The organism is Streptomyces sp. NPDC029151 (assembly GCF_055564315.1).
In genome coordinates this window covers 556,129-574,587 of record NZ_JBVHWQ010000004.1, presented here as the reverse complement: position 1 = coordinate 574,587, position 18,459 = coordinate 556,129, and the positions used below count along the sequence as shown (strand labels likewise).

At 72.3% G+C, this 18,459-nt stretch carries 16 protein-coding genes and 1 riboswitch; of the genes, 6 read left to right on the top strand and 10 right to left on the bottom strand.

Features of this window, described 5'->3' with window-relative positions:
* Window positions 1–91: 91 nt before the first annotated feature.
* Complete coding sequence (locus ACZ4VF_RS19170) at window positions 92–577, bottom strand: transglycosylase SLT domain-containing protein (protein WP_467927189.1); 486 nt, start codon at window positions 575–577, stop codon at window positions 92–94.
* Window positions 578–582: 5 nt separating this feature from the next.
* Window positions 583–762: riboswitch (cyclic di-AMP (ydaO/yuaA leader) on the bottom strand.
* Window positions 763–1,285: 523 nt separating this feature from the next.
* Between ACZ4VF_RS19170 and ACZ4VF_RS19165 the strand changes: the two genes are divergently transcribed.
* The 4 genes from ACZ4VF_RS19165 (at window position 1,286) to ACZ4VF_RS19150 (ending at window position 5,834) form a co-directional block, all read left to right on the top strand.
* Entirely contained in the window at window positions 1,286–2,296 is a 1,011-nt protein-coding gene (locus ACZ4VF_RS19165; RefSeq protein WP_467927188.1) for a polyprenyl synthetase family protein, read from the top strand.
* A 422-nt stretch (window positions 2,297–2,718) separates the two neighbouring features.
* Window positions 2,719–3,948, top strand: a complete 1,230-nt coding sequence (locus tag ACZ4VF_RS19160) for a LolA family protein (protein ID WP_467927186.1) — start codon at window positions 2,719–2,721, stop codon at window positions 3,946–3,948.
* Between the two features lie 40 nt (window positions 3,949–3,988).
* A complete protein-coding gene (locus ACZ4VF_RS19155; protein ID WP_467927185.1) occupies window positions 3,989–4,963 on the top strand; it encodes an ABC transporter ATP-binding protein in 975 nt (324 codons plus the stop codon).
* Window positions 4,950–5,834, top strand: coding sequence for an ABC transporter permease (locus ACZ4VF_RS19150; RefSeq protein ID WP_467927184.1), 885 nt, complete (start codon window positions 4,950–4,952; stop codon window positions 5,832–5,834). The genes ACZ4VF_RS19155 and ACZ4VF_RS19150 overlap by 14 nt, the downstream gene beginning before the upstream one ends.
* On the opposite strand, the gene ACZ4VF_RS19145 is transcribed toward ACZ4VF_RS19150, so the two are convergent.
* On the bottom strand, window positions 5,831–6,448 hold the full coding sequence (locus ACZ4VF_RS19145) for a flavodoxin family protein (RefSeq protein ID WP_467927183.1): 618 nt from the start codon (window positions 6,446–6,448) through the stop codon (window positions 5,831–5,833). The genes ACZ4VF_RS19150 and ACZ4VF_RS19145 overlap by 4 nt on opposite strands.
* 192 nt (window positions 6,449–6,640) lie before the next feature.
* On the opposite strand from ACZ4VF_RS19145, the gene ACZ4VF_RS19140 reads away from it, so the two are divergent.
* Complete coding sequence (locus ACZ4VF_RS19140; protein ID WP_467927181.1) at window positions 6,641–7,690, top strand: hypothetical protein; 1,050 nt, start codon at window positions 6,641–6,643, stop codon at window positions 7,688–7,690.
* Window positions 7,691–7,734: 44 nt separating this feature from the next.
* On the opposite strand, the gene ACZ4VF_RS19135 is transcribed toward ACZ4VF_RS19140, so the two are convergent.
* The 3 genes from ACZ4VF_RS19135 to ACZ4VF_RS19125 form a co-directional block, all read right to left on the bottom strand.
* Window positions 7,735–8,202, bottom strand: coding sequence for a VOC family protein (locus ACZ4VF_RS19135; RefSeq protein ID WP_467927180.1), 468 nt, complete (start codon window positions 8,200–8,202; stop codon window positions 7,735–7,737).
* Window positions 8,203–8,472: 270 nt separating this feature from the next.
* Window positions 8,473–9,429, bottom strand: coding sequence for an EamA family transporter RarD (rarD, locus tag ACZ4VF_RS19130; protein WP_467927178.1), 957 nt, complete (start codon window positions 9,427–9,429; stop codon window positions 8,473–8,475).
* Window positions 9,430–9,551: 122 nt separating this feature from the next.
* A complete protein-coding gene (locus tag ACZ4VF_RS19125; RefSeq protein ID WP_467927177.1) occupies window positions 9,552–10,406 on the bottom strand; it encodes an SDR family oxidoreductase in 855 nt (284 codons plus the stop codon).
* Between the two features lie 126 nt (window positions 10,407–10,532).
* On the opposite strand from ACZ4VF_RS19125, the gene ACZ4VF_RS19120 reads away from it, so the two are divergent.
* Window positions 10,533–10,886 (top strand): winged helix-turn-helix transcriptional regulator, encoded by a 354-nt coding sequence (locus ACZ4VF_RS19120; RefSeq protein ID WP_356147518.1) that lies wholly within the window; start codon window positions 10,533–10,535, stop codon window positions 10,884–10,886.
* 70 nt (window positions 10,887–10,956) lie between these two features.
* Here the strand turns inward: ACZ4VF_RS19120 and ACZ4VF_RS19115 are convergent, their stop codons facing one another.
* The 5 genes from ACZ4VF_RS19115 to ACZ4VF_RS19095 all read right to left on the bottom strand — a co-directional run bounded on the left by ACZ4VF_RS19115 (window position 10,957) and on the right by ACZ4VF_RS19095 (window position 18,419).
* Window positions 10,957–12,018, bottom strand: coding sequence for a 2-oxoacid:ferredoxin oxidoreductase subunit beta (locus ACZ4VF_RS19115; RefSeq protein ID WP_467927176.1), 1,062 nt, complete (start codon window positions 12,016–12,018; stop codon window positions 10,957–10,959).
* Window positions 12,011–13,939, bottom strand: coding sequence for a 2-oxoacid:acceptor oxidoreductase subunit alpha (locus ACZ4VF_RS19110; RefSeq protein ID WP_467927174.1), 1,929 nt, complete (start codon window positions 13,937–13,939; stop codon window positions 12,011–12,013). The genes ACZ4VF_RS19115 and ACZ4VF_RS19110 overlap by 8 nt, the downstream gene beginning before the upstream one ends.
* Window positions 13,940–14,348: 409 nt before the next feature.
* A complete protein-coding gene (locus tag ACZ4VF_RS19105) occupies window positions 14,349–15,008 on the bottom strand; it encodes a response regulator transcription factor (RefSeq protein WP_305809435.1) in 660 nt (219 codons plus the stop codon).
* A 436-nt stretch (window positions 15,009–15,444) separates the two neighbouring features.
* A complete protein-coding gene (locus tag ACZ4VF_RS19100) occupies window positions 15,445–16,770 on the bottom strand; it encodes a sensor histidine kinase (protein WP_467927173.1) in 1,326 nt (441 codons plus the stop codon).
* A gap of 254 nt (window positions 16,771–17,024) precedes the next feature.
* Entirely contained in the window at window positions 17,025–18,419 is a 1,395-nt protein-coding gene (locus ACZ4VF_RS19095) for a sensor histidine kinase (RefSeq protein WP_467927171.1), read from the bottom strand.
* Window positions 18,420–18,459 lie beyond the last annotated feature (40 nt).

Here is an 18,459-nt window from a genome sequence, read left to right as displayed (position 1 = left end):
GTCGACCGCGATGACCGACCGCGATGCCCGACCGTGACGCCGACCGACCGGCATATCGGCAGAGAAGGATGCGGCGGCCGGCCGGAGCCGGTCAGTACGCGCCGAAGACGTTGTCGATCGACCCGTACCGCGCGGCCGCGTAGTTGCAGGCGGCGGTGATGTTCGCGACCGGGTCGTAGATGTTGAACGAGGTTCCGGCGACGTGGTACGCGTTGAAGGTGGGGTCGATGACCTGGAGCAGGCCCTTGGACGGGATGCCCTTGGCGGCGTTGGAGTCCCAGAGGTTGATGGCCGCCGGGTTGCCCGAGGACTCGCGGATGATGTTGCGGTAGATGCCGTTGTAGGTGCCCGGGATGTGCTTCTCGGCCATGATCGCGAGCGACTCGCGGATCCAGCCGTCCAGGTTGTCGGGGTATCCGGCGGGGGTGGTGGCCGTCGTGGAGGTGCTGGGAGCCGCGGAGGCGCTGGTCGCGCCGATGAGCGGCAGGGCGAGGACGGCGACGCCGGTGCCGGCGGCGGCGAGGGCGCGGACGAGGCGGCTGTTCCGGGTGCGGCGGTGCTGAACGGCAGCGGGCATGGGGGTGTTCCTCTCCGGCGCCTGCGAGGTGAGCTGTCGGGTTCGGGCGAGGAGGTGCCCGGCCGCGCCCTGGAGAGGCACGGCTTCACCCCGAGCCGTACCGGTACGGCGTGTGCCGACCGGCCCGGCGAGTTACCTGGGGTCCCCCGCTCCTGCCGTACGAATGAGTTCGTCGATGGGTTATGCGGGCGGCGGCAGGATTCGGCGTCCGCCCGACGGCCCGGAACGTATGCGAGAGCACATGTCGGGAACAAGTACCGGATTCATACAACGTGCGATTTGACCTTGATCGACGCCGTATGGGGTGCTTGATCCTTTGCGATTGCCAAGCCTCAACTCGCTTGTGCGGCAAGGGGTCGCGGGGGCTGTGGGGTGCGGCTCGGGCATGCGGGGCGCGTGACCCAATTCACGAAATGGCAAATCGCTTCAAATCGGGCATGGGGGAATAGGGGGATTCGCCCCTAAGGTGGCGGAGAGGGCGGTGTGGAGAGGTTGCGAAACAGTGCCCGTATTGCTGTTAAGTCAATAAATGTCCGTTCTTACTATGTGATCAAGGCCATGCCGGTCGTGGTCCGATGCCGCCCGGGGTGGACCGGTGGGCGCTATCGGTGATCGAAACAGGACCGGATACGCTGACTTGAGTGAGGGCAGCGACCTATCGACAAACCGTGTAATCGCCAGCAGACACCAGCAGACAGGAGACCCCTCGTGACCGTCGTCGGGCCGTTCGGGCTGAGCGTGCGGGACCAGGCTCTGGAAGCCGATGTCCAGGCCGGATTGACGGCTGTCGAGGAAGGCTTGCTCGAAGCCACCAAGAGCGAGGTCCCGTTCATCACGGAGGCCGCGCAGCACCTCGTGCGTGCCGGGGGGAAGCGTTTCCGGCCACTCCTCGTGATGCTCGCCGCCCAGTTCGGCGACCCCTACGCGCCGGGCGTCGTACCGTCGGCCGTGGTCGTGGAACTGACCCACCTGGCCACGCTGTACCACGACGACGTCATGGACGAGGCGGCCGTACGGCGCGGCGTGGACAGCGCCAACACCCGCTGGGGCAACTCCGTCGCCGTCCTCACCGGTGACTTCCTCTTCGCCCGTGCCTCCCAGATCCTCGCCGACCTCGGCCCCGAGGCGGTCCGGGTGCAGGCGCTGGCGTTCGAACGGCTGGTCACCGGTCAGATCCTGGAGACCGCGGGCCCCTCCGACGGCCGTGACCCGGTCGAGCACTACCTGGACGTGCTCGGCGGCAAGACGGGCTCCCTGGTGGCGGTCTCGTGCCGGTTCGGCGCGATGATGTCCGGCGCCGGCGAGCGGGTCGTCGACGTGCTCACCCAGTACGGGGAACGGCTCGGGGTGGCCTTCCAGCTCGCCGACGACGTCCTGGACATCGCCTCCGACTCCCACGAGTCCGGCAAGACCCCGGGCACCGACCTGCGCGAGGGCATCGCGACCCTGCCGGTGCTCCGACTGCGCGAGCGGGCCGCCCGGCTGGGCCTGCCCGAGGACATCGCGCTGTGCGAGCTGCTCGACTCCGACCTCAGCGACGACGCCCGGCACGCGGAGGCGCTGGTCGCGCTGCGCGCGCACCCCGCGCTGGAGCAGGCACGCCGGGACACCGTCCGGTACGCGGAGGAGGCGCGGGCCGCGCTCGCCCCGCTGCCCGAGTGCGACGCCAAGGCGGCCCTGACGGAGCTGTGCGACGCGGTCGTGCACCGCGCCGGCTGACCCGAGTCGGCCAGCCAACGCCGGCGATCACGCCGGCTGATCGAGTCGGCCGAACGAGTCGGCTGGCCATGCCGGCCGACCGTGCCGGCCCACCGGCCCGACCACGCCGCCCCACCGGCCCGACCGTGCCGCCTCACCGGCCCGACCGTGCCGCCTCACCGGCCCGGCCACGCCTACGGGCGCCGGTGTCCCGCGCGACCCCTACGGGTCGGGTGGAGAGTTCGGCGCCGTGTGTCATACCGCAGGTGGACCCGGAGTTGCCTCCGTGGGCTGACGCCTCCTCACGGCCGATTTGGTCAGATGGACACCACGGAAATCACCACTCCTCACCGATTCGGGTGAGAATGGCGGCTCAGGGTGGACCAGTGAACCAGCGGACCAGCGTGAGGGCAGCCGCCGCCGACGACGGAGGTAAGGCACACATGGCACCGTACGAATCCGACGACGCAGTGGGCGCCGCGCAGGACGAGGCGTCGCGCTCCGGCCGGCGCAAGGCCGCCCGGTACGCCGTTCCGGTGGCCGTGGTGGGGGTGGCGGCGGTCACGATCGGGCTGGTCCCGGCGCTCGCCGACTCCGGTGACCCCGACCTGCCGAAGATCAGCGCACAGCAGCTCATCGAGAAGATCGCCAAGTCGGACGTGCAGCAGCTGTCCGGCACCGTGAAGGTCAGCACCGACCTTGGCCTGCCCGACCTCGGCGGCCTGGAGGACGGCCTGCTCTCCGGCGGGGGCCGGGGCGGCTCCGGTGACGGTTCCTCGGCCGACCCGCAGGCCAAGCTCACCGAGCTGGTCTCCGGCACGCACACCCTGCGCGTCGCCGCCGACGGGCCGGACCGGCAGAAGCTCTCCCTGCTGGAGCGCGGCGCCGAGTACAGCCTGATCCACGACGGCAAGGACGTCTGGGGCTACGACAGCAAGAGCAACGAGGTCTACCACTCCACCGCGGCCGGCTCGGGCAAGGACCACCGGGCCGAGCCGCCGGCCACGCCCAAGGACTTCGCCGACGAGGCCCTGAAGGCGGTGGACGACACCACGTCCGTCACCGTCGACGGCACCGCGCAGGTCGCCGGGCGCGACGCCTACAAGCTGCTGATCCAGCCCAAGCAGTCCGGCACCACCGTCGGCGCGATCAGCATCGCCGTGGACGCGAAGACGGGCATGCCGCTGAAGTTCACCCTGACCCCGAGGAGCGGCGGCGCCGCGGTGCTCGACGCGGGCTTCACCCAGGTCTCCTTCGCCAGGCCGGCCGCCTCCGCCTTCGACTTCACCCCGCCCAAGGGCGCGAAGGTCACCGAGAAGAAGGACGAGACCGAGGCGCGCGAGCACGCCCCCGGGCACGGCCGGGGCCCGCAGCACGGCGAGGACTTCGCCGGGGGCCTGAAGGGCGCGGGCGGCCCGACGGTCCTCGGCAAGGGCTGGACGTCGGTGGTGACCGTCGACACCGGCGCCAAGGGCGGCCTGCCCACCGGCTCCCAGGGCGGCGACCTCGGCGGCTTCCTCGGTTCGCTCGGCGAGCGGGTCGACGGGAAGTTCGGCAAGGGCACGGTGTTCTCCACGCGCCTGGTCAACGCCCTGATCACCGAGGACGGCAAGGTCTACGCCGGCGCGGTGACCAAGGACGCCCTGGTGAAGGCGGCCGACGCGGCGAAGTGACCCGTCGGGCACGACGCGTCGGATGATTCGAGGGGAGCCGATGGACGCACCGTCCGCCACGCAGCCGGACCCGGGGGACGCGCCGGCGAGCGTGATCGCCACGCGCGGTCTCACCAAGCGCTACCGCGGCGGACAGCTCGCCGTGGACGGTCTCGACCTGACCGTCCCGGCGGGCAGCGTCTTCGGCTTCCTCGGCCCCAACGGCTCGGGCAAGACCACCACCATCCGCATGCTGATGGGCCTGATCGAGCCGACCGCCGGCACCGCCCGCGTGCTGGGCCTGCCCATGCCCCGCTCGGCGCGCACGGTCCTCCCGCAGGTCGGCGCCCTCATCGAGGGCCCCGCCCTGTACGGCTTCCTGTCCGGCCGGGACAACCTGCTGCGCTACGACGCCGCCGACCCGACCGCCGACCCGCGCACCCGGCGCGCCCGCGTCGCCGCGGCACTGGACCGGGTCGGCCTCGCGGCCGCCGCGGGCAAGAAGGCGAGGGCGTACTCGCTCGGCATGAAGCAGCGCCTGGGGCTGGCCGCCGCGCTGCTCCAGCCGCGCAGACTGCTCGTCCTGGACGAACCCACCAACGGTCTCGACCCGCAGGGCATGCGCGAGATCCGCACGCTGATCAGGGAACTGGCCGCCGACGGCACGACCGTCTTCCTCTCCTCCCACCTCCTGGACGAGATCGAGCAGGTCTGCACCCACGCGGCGGTCATGGCTCAGGGGCGGCTCATCACCCAGGGCGCGGTGGCGGACCTCGCGGCCGGGGCGCGCGGCCGGCTGGTGGTGACCACCCCGGACGGCGCGGAGGCGACCCGCCTGCTGAAGGAACTGGGCGTCGGGGACGTGACCGCCGACGGCGACCGGGTCACCGGCGAACCGCCGGAGCGGGACCTCGCCGAGGTGACCGCGGCCCTGGTCGCCGCGGGCGTCCGGGTACGGGGACTGACGGTCGAACGCGCCTCGCTGGAGGACGCTTTCGTGGCACTGACGGGGGAGGGCTTCGATGTCGCGGGCTGAGGTGCCGGTGGCGGACTCCGGGCGCCGGACGAATCCGCTGTGGGCCCTGGGGCTGCTGCGCAGCGAGCTGGTCACCACCGTCCGCCGATGGCGCACCCTGGCCCTGCTCGGGGTGCTGGCCGCGGTGCCGGTCCTGGTCGGGATCGCGGTCAGGATCGAGACGCGGGGCGGCGGACCGGTCGGCGGCGGGAGCGGCGAGGGACCGGCGTTCATCACACAGATCACCAACAACGGGCTGTTCCTGGTGTTCACCGCGCTCGCCGCGACCCTGCCGTTCTTCCTGCCGATGGCCGTCGGTGTCGTCGCGGGCGACGCGATCGCCGGGGAGGCGGGCGCGGGCACCCTGCGCTATCTGCTGGTCGCCCCGGCCGGCCGCACCCGGCTGCTGCTCACCAAGTACGCGACCGTGCTGGCCTTCTGCCTGCTGGCCACGCTGGTCGTCGCCGTCTCCGCGCTGATCGTCGGCGCGCTCCTCTTCCCGCTGGGCGAGCTGACGACGATATCCGGCACCCGGATCAGCTTCGCCGAGGGACTCGGCCGGGCCCTGCTGATCGCGCTGGTCGTCGCCGCCTCACTGGTCGGCGTGGCGGCCCTCGGCCTGTTCGTGTCGACCCTCACCAACAGCGGCATCGCGGCGATGGCGACCACGGTCGGGCTGCTCATCACGGTGCAGATCGTCGACCAGATACCCCAGCTGCACGCGGTGCAGCCCTACCTGTTCCCGCATTACTGGCTGTCCTTCGCCGACCTGGTGCGCGACCCCGTCTACTGGGACGACCTGGTGCGCAACCTCGGCCTCCAGGGGCTGTACGCGGTGGTGTTCGGCTCGGCGGCGTGGGCGCGGTTCACGGCGAAGGACATCAGCGCCTAGCCCTGCGCGCCGGCACCGGCCCGGACGCCGTCGGTCTCGTGCGGGTAACGCGCGAGAGGCGCGTCCTGCGCGAAGAACGTCTTCGCGCGCGCCAGCGCCGCCGTGTCCTTGCGTACGTCACCGGGCGCGCTGCCGTTGCCGAGCAGGACCCCGCCGAAGCGCATCCCCAGGTAGGCGGCCGAGTTGTTGAGGGTGCCGACGTACGGGTCCGCGACCGACGGCTCGTCATGGGCCAGCGCGGCGACGCCCCACAGGGTGCGGCCGGCCATCGTCGCCATGAAGTCGACGCCCGGGGTGCGCAGCCAGGCCGACCAGTAGTCCAGGTAGCGCTTGGTGAGGCTGGACACCGAGTACCAGTACAGCGGCGAGGCGATCACGATGTCGGTCGCGGCGAGGGTGGCGTCCAGCAGCCGGCCGACCGGGGTGTCCGCGGACGGCCGTACGTGGTCCTCGTCGTGCCGCAGGTCCGCGAAGTCCGGCAGCGGGTGTTCGGCGAGGTGGATCCAGTGCTGTTCGACGCCGGTGGGCAGCTGGGCGGCGGCCTCGCGGGCCAGCTGTTCGGTGTTGCCGTCCTGGCGGGCGCTGCCCAGGACGAAGAGGAAGCGGCGGTTCATGGGTCCCCCAGGTGCGTCGTGTCGTACCCCGAATAAAGGCGTGTGCATCTTATGCATACGCAATAAAATTTGGCCAGGGTGGTGCTGGTGCGAGGCTGTGACGTGGGCGTGACGCGGAAGCCGGGGGGAACCGACACACTGGTGGCAGGACGCGTACGACCGGATCGCGACGCCGGGGGAGTGAGGACACCGATGGCTCGACTCAGCTTCGAGAAGAAGCGGCAGCAGCCCGTGGAGTATCCGGCGACGGTGCCCGTCAGGGTGTTCGGCCCGGGGTACGCGACGGTGGGCGGGACGTCGGTCGTGGCGGTGGAGGGTGAGGAGATCCAGCAGGCCGTCCTGAACCACCTCCAGCGCCTGGCCATCAGCCTCGGCGCCCCCGTACGCGCCACGGTCCAGGACGACCGGGCCGGCTGCGTCGTGCCGCTGGAGGTCTCGGCGGACGGTTCCAGCCGGATGACGGGCGAGGCGGAGCGGGTGCCCGCCGCGCCCGCTCCGGGACCGGGGGCCGTGCAGCCGGGTGCTGTGCAGGCGCCGACCGGGCGGTTCGGGCCGGCGCCCTCGATGGGCGAGACCCCGGTCCCCGCCAAACCGGCCGTACCCGTCGCCCCCGTACGGCCGGAGCCGCTCGTCGCCGTACCGGCGGAGCCCCTCATCGCCGTACCGGAGGAGGCCGCCGCGCCGGTCACGACCGCCACGCCCACTCCGCCCCGCGGGTTCGACGCGGTGGCCGAGGAGGTGCTGGGGGACGGGCCGCTGACCGAGACGGCCGAGGGTGCCGAGCTGCTCACCGAGCCGATGAGCCGTATCAACGAGGACGTACGGGCGGGCCGTATCGACGCGGCGGCGGAGCTGGCCGACCGGACCCTCACGGAGGCGTCCGCCGTGCTCGGCGAGCACCACGTGGAGGTGCTGCACCTGCGCGAACTGCGCGCCTACATCGCCTACCTGGCCGACGACCCGGTCCGTGCCTTCCGGCTGTCCCTGGACCTCGCCCGGCTGCGCAGCCGGGCGAGGGACGGGGAGGCCGCCTACGGCAACGTGCAGAGCGCGGCCACCGCCTGGCGCGCGGTGCGTGACCCGGAGGAGGGCCTGCGGCTGGGCCGCGACCTGATCGACCTGTGGACGGACCTCATCGCCGAGCCGGGCCCCGCCGCGGACGACCCGCGCCCGCTGGAGTCCGCCCGCGCCCGCATGGTCCGCCTCACCGACCGCGCGGCGAAGGCGGCGGCCCGGGGATGAACGGCCGCGCGCGCACCCGGGTCGCCTGACGGGCGGACCGTCGGCTACTGCACGCAGAACTCGTTGCCCTCCGGATCCGCCATCAGGACCCACTGGCCCGCGGGTTCCCTCACCTCGCGCAGGACCCGGGCGCCCAGCGCCTGAAGGCGTGTCACCTCGTCCGCGCGCCGCTCGGGTCCGGCGTGGAGGTCGAGGTGGAGCCGGTTCTTCACGGTCTTCGGCTCCGGTACCCGCTGGAACAGCAGCCGCCGTCCGAGCCCGGTGCCGGTCTCGGGGTCGTACGGGTCCTCGGGGTGGCGTACGGCGACCAGGTCACGGAAGGCGGGCCGGCCGTGGTACTCGACGGTGGCCTCCCCGGACAGCGCGCCGAGGGACAGCAGCCGTTCGACGAGGGCGCTGTTGTCCTCGGCGGTGTAGTGCAGGGCCGCGGCCCAGAAGTCGGCCTGGGCGTGCGGGTCGGCCGCGTCGATGACGATCTTCCAGTGCAGCGGGGCGGGTGCCTGTGTGCTCATGACCCCCACTTATAGCCGGGCACCTCGGCGGAGGGACCTCTTCCGCGTCCGCCGCGTGCCTCCCATCTGTCACGTGCCCTGGGCGGTCGTGCTCCTGCCGTGGGGCACGTGCCCGGGGCCGGTGGCGTCCTCCTGCCGGTCACGCGGCCCGGCCGGTCGCACCCCTCCCGCCCGCCACGCCTCTCGAGGCACGCCGCGTCCTTCCCGCCCGCCGCGCGCCCCATCCCGCGCGCCCCATCCCACGCGCCCCTCCCGCGCGGGTGTGCGCCGTCAGGCGTCCGCCGGGGCCGAGGCCGTGGACTCGGCCGTGCGGGCCGTCGGCACGGTGAGCCGCTCAGGTCGTCGTGCGAAGCGCAGCGCGTCCCCGGTGAGCAGGAGCAGTGCCAGCCAGACCAGGGCGAACCCGGCCCACCGCTCGACGGGCATGGACTCGTGGAAGTAGAGGACGCCGAGCAGGAACTGGAAGATCGGGGCCAGGTACTGCAGCAGGCCCAGCGTGGACAGCGGCACGCGGATCGCCGCCGCGCCGAAGCAGACCAGGGGCAGCGCGGTGACGACGCCGGTGGAGGCGAGCAGGGCGGCGTGTCCGCTGCCGTGACCCAGGAAGGTGGCGTCGCCGTGCGCGGTCAGCCACAGCAGATAGCCGAGTGCCGGCAGGAACTGGATCGCGGTCTCCGCGGCCAGCGACTCGACACCGCCGAGGGCCACCTTCTTCTTCACCAGCCCGTAGGTGGCGAACGAGAAGGCGAGGCACAGCGAGATCCACGGCGGGCGGCCGAAGCCGACGGTCAGCACGACGACGGCGGCGAAACCGATCGCGACCGCCGCCCACTGCACGCGCCGCAGCCGCTCCTTCAGGAGCAGCACGCCCATCGCGATGGTGACCAGCGGATTGATGAAGTAGCCGAGCGAGGCCTCGACCACGTGGCCGGAGTTCACGGCCCAGATGTAGATGCCCCAGTTCACGGTGATGACGCCGGCCGCCACGGCGACCAGGCCGAGCCGCCGGGGCTGGCGCAGCAGTTCTCCGGCCCAGGCCCAGCGCCGTACGAAGAGCAGTGCGACGGCGACGACCACGAGGGACCACACCATCCGGTTGGCCAGGATCTCCATGGCGCCGGCGGGTTTGAGCAGCGGCCAGAACAGGGGGACCAGCCCCCACATCCCATAGGCGGCGAAGCCGTTCAGCAGGCCTATTCGGTGCTCAGCCTCGGACGTCCCGGCCACGGCCCCTCCTCGTTGCCCGCGCGTCCTTTCTGGACGTGCGAGAACGAAGGTAACGCCGGAGCTTCCCGGCTGTCATGCCCGTATCGTCATACGGTCATGACAGCCGGGTCGGCATGCCGGTGTCAGCCCTTCAACGCGGCCGAGACCGCCTCGGCCAGCGGCGTCGTCGGACGGCCGATCAGCCGGGACAGGTCGCCGGAGGAGACGACCAGCTCGCCCTTCTCGATCGAGGCGTCCACACCCGCCAGCACCCCGGCCAGCGGGGCGGGCAGCCCGGCACCGGTCAGGATGCCGGTCAGGGTCTCCGTCGAGACCGGGTTGTAGACGATCTCCCTGCCGGTCCGCCGGCTCAGCTCGGCCGCGTACTCGGCGAAGCTCCACGCCTCGTCGCCGCCCAGCTCGTACGTCGTGTTCTCGTGTCCCTCGCCGGTCAGCACCGCGACCGCGGCGGCGGCGTAGTCGGCCCGGGCGGCGGAGGAGACCCGGCCGTCCCCGGCGGCCTGGACGACCGCGCCGTGCTCCAGGACCGGCGCCAGGTTCTCCGTGTAGTTCTCGTGGTACCAGCCGTTGCGCAGCAGGCTGTAGGGCAGGCCGGAGGCGAGCAGCACCCGCTCGGTGGCCCTGTGGTCGTCCGCCAGCGCGGCCGTCAGGCTGCCGGGCGCGCTGGTGTACGCGAGCAGGGCCACGCCGGCCGCCTTGGCCGCCTCGATGACGACCGTGTGCTGTCCGACCCGGCCCTTGTCGAACTCGTTGCCGGAGATCAGCAGGACCTTGTCGCCGGCGGCGAACAGCCCGTCGAAGGTCTCGGGCGCGTTGTAGTCGGCGACCGCCAGCCGCACTCCGCGGGCGGCGAGGCCGGCGGCCTTCGCCTCGTCGCGCACGACGGCGGTGATGTGGTCCGCGGGGACCTTCTCCAGCAGCTGCTCCACGACGTGGCGGCCGAGGTGTCCGGTGGCTCCGGTGACGACGATGCTCATGAGGGGGTCTCCTTCTCGGGTGCGTCTGGTGCTAACCATAAAGAAGGCGCTAACTGCGGGAAAGTACCCACTTTGAAGTAAGGTACGGATGTGAAGGTAAGTACGAGCAAGGGCGACGGCGAGGCCATGTGCCCCCACCGCCTCGTTCTGGAACACGTCACCAGCCGCTGGGGGGTGCTGGTGCTCATCCAGCTGCTCGACCGTCCCCATCGCTTCAGCGAACTGCGCCGTGCCATCGGCCGGGTCAGCGAGAAGATGCTCACGCAGACCCTCCAGACCCTGGAGCGCGACGGTCTCGTCCACCGGGACGCCAAGCCGGTCATCCCGCCCCGCGTCGACTACTCCCTGACCGGGCTGGGCCGTGAGGCGGCGGAGCAGGTGCGGGCGCTGGCGCAGTGGACCCAGCAGCGCATGGACGACGTGCTCAGCGCCCGCCGGGCATACGACGAGGCCCGGGAAATCCAGTCCCGGGCCTCGTGAACGGAACAACACGGAACAACGGGGAAAGACGGGCCGACCGGCTGACCGGCGGCAGGGCGCACGGGCCCCGCTAGCCGACGACCGTCCAGGTGTCCCCGCCGGCCAGCAGCGCGGCCAGGTCGCCCTTGCCGCGCTGTTCGATCGCGGTGTCGAGCTGCTCGGCCATCAGGGCGTCGTACACCGGCCGTTCGACGGAGCGGAACACTCCGATCGGGGTGTGGTGCAGGGTGTCCGGGTCGGCCAGCCGGGACAGGGCGAAGGCCGTGGTCGGCGACGCGGCGCGGGCGTCGTGCACCAGGACGTCCGCCTCGTTCTCCGGGGTCACCGTCACCACCCGCAGGTCACCGGTCTGCCGGTCGCGGACGACCCCTCTCGTCCCGTCGGCGCCGAAGCGGATCGGCTGCCCGTGCTCCAGCCGGATCAGCGCCTCCTCCGCCCGTTGCTTGTCCTTCAGGGCGTCGAAGGCGCCGTCGTTGAAGATGTTGCAGTTCTGGTAGATCTCGATCAGCGCCGTGCCCGGGTGGTCGGCGGCGGCGCGCAGCACCTCGGTCAGGTGCTTGCGGTCGGAGTCGATCGTGCGGGCCACGAAGGACGCCTCCGCGCCGATCGCCAGCGACACCGGGTTGAACGGCGCGTCCAGCGAGCCCATCGGCGTCGACTTGGTGATCTTGCCGACCTCGGAGGTGGGCGAGTACTGGCCCTTGGTGAGGCCGTAGATCCGGTTGTTGAACAGCAGGATCTTCAGGTTGACGTTGCGGCGCAGCGCGTGGATCAGATGGTTGCCGCCGATGGACAGCGCGTCGCCGTCACCGGTGACGACCCACACGCTCAGGTCGCGGCGGGAGGAGGCCAGGCCCGTCGCGATGGCGGGGGCGCGGCCGTGGATGGAGTGCATCCCGTAGGTGTTCAGGTAGTACGGGAAGCGGGACGAGCAGCCGATGCCGGAGACGAACACGATGTTCTCCCGGGCGAGGCCCAGCTCCGGCATGAAGCCCTGCACGGCCGCGAGGATCGCGTAGTCACCGCAGCCCGGGCACCAGCGCACCTCCTGGTCCGACTTGAAGTCCTTCATCGACTGTCTGGCCTCGGCCTTGGGGACCAGCTGCAGCAGCGCGTTGCCGGCGTCAGTCATCGATGGCCTCCTTCAGCGCCGCGGCGAGCTGTTCCGCCTTGAACGGCATGCCGTTGACCTGGTTGTACGAGTGGGCGTCGACCAGGTACTTCGCTCGGATGAGGGTGGCGAGCTGCCCCAGGTTCATCTCGGGGATCACCACCTTGTCGTAGCCCTTCAGCACCGTGCCGAGGTTGCGCGGGAAGGGGTTGAGATGGCGCAGGTGCACCTGGGCGATCGACTCGCCGGCCGTGCGCAGCCGCCGTACCGCCGCCGTGATCGGCCCGTAGGTGGAACCCCAGCCGAGGACCAGGGTCGACGCGCCGTGCGGGTCGTCGACCTCCACGTCGGGGACGTCGATGCCGTCGACCTTGGCCTGCCGGGTGCGGACCATGAAGTCGTGGTTGGCCGGGTCGTAGGAGATGTTGCCCGTGCCGTCCTGCTTCTCGATGCCGCCGATGCGGTGCTCCAGGCCCGGGGTGCCGGGGACCGCCCACGGGCGGGCCAGGGTCTGGGGGTCCCGCTTGTACGGCCAGAACACCTCGGTGCCGTCCGCGAGCGTGTGGTTCGGGCCGGAGGCGAACCGCACCCGCAGATCGGGCAGCTCCTCCAGGTCCGGGATGCGCCACGGCTCGGAGCCGTTGGCCAGATAGCCGTCCGACAGCAGCATCACCGGCGTGCGGTACGTGAGCGCGATCCGCGCCGCCTCCAGCGCCGCGTCGAAGCAGTCGGCCGGGGTCCTCGGCGCGACCACCGGCACGGGGGCCTCGCCGTTGCGGCCGTACATCGCCTGCAGCAGGTCGGCCTGCTCGGTCTTGGTCGGCAGACCCGTCGACGGGCCGCCGCGCTGGATGTCCACCACCAGCAGGGGCAGTTCCAGCGAGACCGCGAGGCCGATCGTCTCGCTCTTCAGGGCGACACCGGGTCCGCTCGTCGTGGTCACCGCGAGCGACCCGCCGAACGCCGCGCCGAGAGCCGCGCCGATGCCCGCGATCTCGTCCTCGGCCTGGAAGGTGCGCACGCCGAAGTTCTTGTGCCGGCTCAGCTCGTGCAGGATGTCCGAGGCCGGCGTGATCGGGTACGACCCCAGGAACAGCGGCAGGTCCGCCTGGCGGGACGCGGTGATCAGGCCGTAGGCCAGGGCGAGGTTGCCGGAGATGTTGCGGTAGGTGCCCACCGGGAAGGCCGTGGAGGCCGGCGCGACCTCGTAGGAGACCGCGAAGTCCTCCGTCGTCTCGCCGAAGTTCCAGCCCGCCCGGAACGCGGCGATGTTGGCCTCCGCGATCTCCGGCTTCTTCGCGAACTTCGACTTCAGGAACTTCTCGGTGCCCTCGGTGGGCCGGTGGTACATCCAGCTCAGCAGACCCAGCGCGAACATGTTCTTGCTGCGCTCGGCCTCCTTGCGGGACAGGTCGAACTCCTTCAGCGCCTCCACGGTGAGCGTGGTCAGCGGCACCGGATGGAGGCTGTAGCCGTCGAGCGAGCCGTCCTCCAGCGGGGAGGCGTCGTACCCGACCTTCTGCAGGGCGCGCTTGGTGAACTCGTCGGTGTTGACGATGATCTCGGCGCCGCGGGGCAGGTCGCCGATGTTGGCCTTCAGGGCGGCGGGGTTCATGGCGACGAGGACGTTGGGCGCGTCACCGGGGGTGAGGATGTCGTGGTCGGCGAAGTGCAACTGGAAGGACGAGACACCCGGCAGGGTGCCGGCGGGGGCGCGGATCTCGGCGGGGAAGTTCGGCAGGGTGGAGAGGTCGTTGCCGAACGAGGCGGTCTCCGAGGTGAACCGGTCACCGGTGAGCTGCATGCCGTCACCCGAGTCCCCCGCGAACCGGATGATCACCCGGTCCAGGCGCCGCACGTCCTTCGCGCCGCCCGGTTTGCGCTGCTCTCCCACGACGGTTCCGTCGGTCTGCTCCGCTGGGCTGCTGACCTGGCTGGTCACTGAACTGGACCTCCTTCGAGGCGGCTGTCCGGGGCCTGGTCGTCCCACGGACCATCCCAGGATCAACCCTACGTCGGTTAGGGTCGCCTTCCCGTGGTCATCCGTGGATTGGACGAATTCGAGACGGCCTGTGGCGCTGGCTTCACATCATGTCCCGCATCGCCGCGGCGCCGGTCAAGGCGCTCCCCGCGCGTTCTCACGTTCTCTCGTCCGGCTGCCGCCCGGGACCGCCCCCGTCCCCTACGGGGCTTTTCGACCTCCCGCCCGGTCTGTCCCGGTCTCCCGCCCGGGCCGGTTCCGGACCCCGGCCCGGGGGCGCCCCTCCTCCCGCAGGGGGCCTTCCGGCCTGCCCTCCGGATACGCCCGGCTCCCCGCCCCGGGGGCCGCCTCACGCGTTCCCGTGCGCCTCTCAGGAGTTCAGGTAGGTGAGAACGGCCAGAACCCGACGGTGGTCACCGTCGCTCGGCGTCAGCCCGAGCTTGAGGAAGATGTTGCTGACGTGCTTCTCCACGGCGCCGTCGCTGACCACCAGCTGCCGGGCGATCGCCGAGTTGGTCCGCCCCTCCGCCATCAGTCCGAGCACCTCGCGCTCCCGGGGGGTCAGCCCCGTCAGCACGTCCTGCTTGCGGCTGCGGCCGAGCAGCTGCGCGACCACCTCCGGGTCCAGCGCCGTACCGCCCTCGGCCACCCGCACCACCGCGTCCACGAACTCCCGCACGTCCGCGACCCGGTCCTTGAGCAGATAACCGACGCCCCGGCTGGAACCGGCCAGCAGCTCGGTGGCGTAGCGCTCCTCCACGTACTGCGACAGCACCAGCACCCCGAGCCCGGGGTGCAGCCGGCGCAGCAGCACGGCCGCCCGGACGCCCTCGTCGGTGTGGGTCGGCGGCATCCGCACGTCCGCCACCACCACGTCCGGCAGCTCGCCCAGCTCGGCCAGGTCCGAGACGGTCTTCACCAGCGCGTCCGCGTCACCGACCCCGGCGACGACCTCGTGCCCCCGGTCGGTCAGCAGCCGGGTCAGGCCCTCCCGGAGCAGCACTGAATCCTCGGCGATGACCACCCGCACCCTGTCCTCCACGATCGTCCGTTCCCCCACAGCCCGTTCCCCGTGACGACGCCGGTCCGCGCCGCTCTCCGGAGGACCAGCATTCCAGGCTTCGCGCCGGGGCGCGCTGTACCGGGGGAGAGAGCGGGGAGAGCGGCGGTCGCCGTCGTGGCCGGGGAGGGAGAGAGGGGGGCGGCGGAGTGCCGTTGGGCTCGGGAGGGGCCGGGTCCGGGGGAGTCCGTTGTGCCCGGGAGGGGCTGGGGGAGTGGCGTCGTGCTTGGGGAGAGGCGGGGGCCACTGTTGTGCGTGGGGCGGAGGCGGGGGGCCGTCGTTGTGCGGGGGGCGGGGGGCGGGGGCCTCCGTAGGGCAGGGGCAGGAACGGATGCCGGGCGCCGTCGTGCCGGGGAGGGGGCCGGGGGAACGGCCACGGGGAGCGGGCGCGAGGCCGCGGGGGTGTTCAGCCGCGCCAGGGCAGTTCCGCGATCACCCTGGTGGGACCGCCCACCGGGGAGTCCACCAGCAGGACGCCGTCCACCGCGTCCAGGCGCGCGGCGAGACCGGCCAGCCCGGAGCCGCGCGAGACGTCGGCGCCACCCACCCCGTCGTCGCTCACCTGGATGAGCAGCCGGTCCTCCGAGTGCCAGACGTCGACCGAGGCGGATCGTGCCCGGCTGTGCTTGCCGATGTTCTGCAGCAGCTCGGAGACGGTGAAGTAGGCGATGCCCTCGATGGCCGGCGCCGGCCGGGACGGCAGCTCGACCTCCACCCGCACCGGCACCGTGCAGCGGGAGGCGACCGCCGACAGGGCCGCGTCCAGACCCCGGTCCGTCAGGACGGCCGGGTGGATGCCCCGGGCCAGGTCGCGCAGCTCCTGGAGGGCCAGCTTCACCTCGCCGTGCGCCTCCTCCACCATCGCCGCCGCCGTGTCCGGGTCCTCCCGCAGCTTCTCCTTGGCCAGCCCCAGGTCCATCGCCAGACCGACCAGCCGTGCCTGCGCCCCGTCGTGCAGGTCGCGCTCGATGCGCCGCAGGTCGGCGGCGGCCGTGTCGACCACGGCGCCCCGGTCCGACTCCAGCTCCACCACCCGCGCCGACAGCGGCGACGGCCCGAGCAGCCCGCGTACCAGCAGCCCGTCCACGGTGGTCAGGGCCCGTACGAGCCACGGCGTGGCCAGCGTGAACAGCAGGCCGATCAGCGCGGTCACGGCGATCTCGAAGGGGTTGTCGACGTAGACGCTGTGGTGGGCGTCGCCGTACAGCTGGATGCCGCCCGTCCCTGCGTACGCCGGGAACACCCAGAACCACAGCGGATAGCTCAGCAGCCCCCAGCCGTAGGACCAGAAGCTCACCGCGACCGAGAACGAGAACACCGCCCACGGGAAATGGACCAGCGCGTACAGCGCGTGCCGCCAGGAGGCACCGCTCTTGAGCATCGCGCCCATCCAGGCCGCCGCGCCCGGCTTGCGCATCCGCAGCGGCTCCGGGTCGGCCACCTCCAGGCCGAGCAGTCCGCGCGCCCGCGCCCGCTCCAGCACCCCGAAGCCCCGGCAGCCGGCGAGGGCCGCCGCCAGCACCGGGATGCCGAGGAAGGTCACCAGCAGGCCCGCGCCGAGCGCGACCGTCGTCACCGTCCAGGCGAACAGCACGGCCGCGACCGGCAGGCCGAGCAGCACGTAGCCGAACTCGCGCCAGCTGCGCGCCTCGACGGGCGCCCGCAGCACGGGGGGCAGCCGGTGGTGCCGCTCGCTCCGGTGGGCGTAGCCCTGTCCGTACTCCGTGACCATCGGTGGTGTTCCGTTCTGCTCGTCCTGGTGGCGGTTCAGCCGTACGGCGGTACGTCGGGACGTCCGCCTCGTCGGGCCGTACGTCCAGGGTGGTCCGCCGCGCCGCTGTGCGACATGGAGTCCGTCGGCGTCTTGAGCGGGGGGTTTTCCCCACCCCCACCCCCGCTCACGGGAGCGGCGCGGTGGGGCGGGGTGAGGCGGACTCGGCCGGGGGCGGGGCAACTGGGAAGGCGGGGCGACCGGCGGGGCGGGGCTCAGGCCGTGCGGTCCCGCCACGGAAGCTCCGCGGTGACCACGGTCGGGCCGCCCGCCGGGGAGTCGAGCGCGAACAGGCCGTCCACCGCCCCCAGCCGCTCCGCCAGGCCCCGCATGCCGCTGCCCGCGTCCAGCCGGGCGCCGCCCCGGCCGTCGTCCCGGACCTGGATGAGCAGCCGGTCGTCGGACCGCCACACGTCGACCGAGGCGGTCCGTGCCCCGCTGTGCTTGCTGATGTTCTGCAGCAGCTCGGAGACGGTGAAGTAGGCGATGCCCTCGATGGCCTCCGCGGGCCGGGCCGGAAGGTCCACGGTCACCGCCACCGGCACCGTGCAGCGGGAGGCGACCGAGGACAGGGCCGCGTCCAGGCCGCGGTCGGTGAGCACGGCCGGGTGGATGCCGCGGGCGAGGTCCCGCAGCTCCTGGAGGGCGAGCTTCACCTCGCCGTGCGCCTCGTCGACCATCGCCGCCGCCGTGTCGGGGTCCTCCAGCAGCTTCTCCTTGGCCAGGCCGAGCCCCATGGCCAGGTTGACCAGCCGTGCCTGGGCACCGTCGTGCAGATCGCGCTCGATCCGGCGCAGATCCGCCGCCGCCGTGTCGACCACGATCCCGCGGTCGGACTCCAGTTCGGCGATCCGCCGCTCCAGCTCGTCCGAGGGCGACAGCAGCCCGCGCACCATCGCCCGGTCCACGTTCGCCATGCCCCGCGCGAGGTACGGCAGCACCGGCCACAGCACGAACAGCGAGGCCATCATGATGCAGAAGGTCAGGACACCCCACGGCAGCCGGATCGCGTCGTACAGCAGGGTCCGCCAGCCCACCGGGTCCTTCAGCGCCATCCACAGCCGCTGCACCGGGCCCCCGCCCTTCGCGAGCGGCAGCGGTGACGGCTCCTCCACCCGCACCCCCAGCAGCCTGCGCGCCCGGGCCCGCTCCAGCTTGCCCAGCTGCCGGGCGCCCAGAAGGCACAGCGCGAGCAGCGGGAGACCGATCGCGGTGAGGCTGAGGATGCCGCCGGCGACCAGCACGGTGAAGGCGTACGCGAACCCGAACACCGCCACCGGCAGGTTCAGCAGGAGATGCGCGATCTCCTTCCACGTGTGCGCGTCGAGGGCCGGGCGGGGCGACGGCAGCCGGTGCAGCGTGGCGCGGCCCTCGTACGGGACGGCGCGGTCCGCGCGGTCCGTACCGTCGCTGTGGTCGCTGTGGTCGCTGTGGTCGCTGTGGTCACTGGGGTGCATGTGGTCGCCGCGGTCGCCGTGCTTTGCGTTGTCGTTGTGCGGGCGGTGGTCGGGCCGGCCGGTGCCGGGGGGCCGGTCGGTGTCGTCCGGCCGGTCGGCGGCGGGGCTGGGAGCGGTCATGCTGAGCAGCGTGCCGTGCGGAGGCCCGTTCACGCCATGCGGTACGCCGCCCTCCGCCTCCGGGGGGAAACCC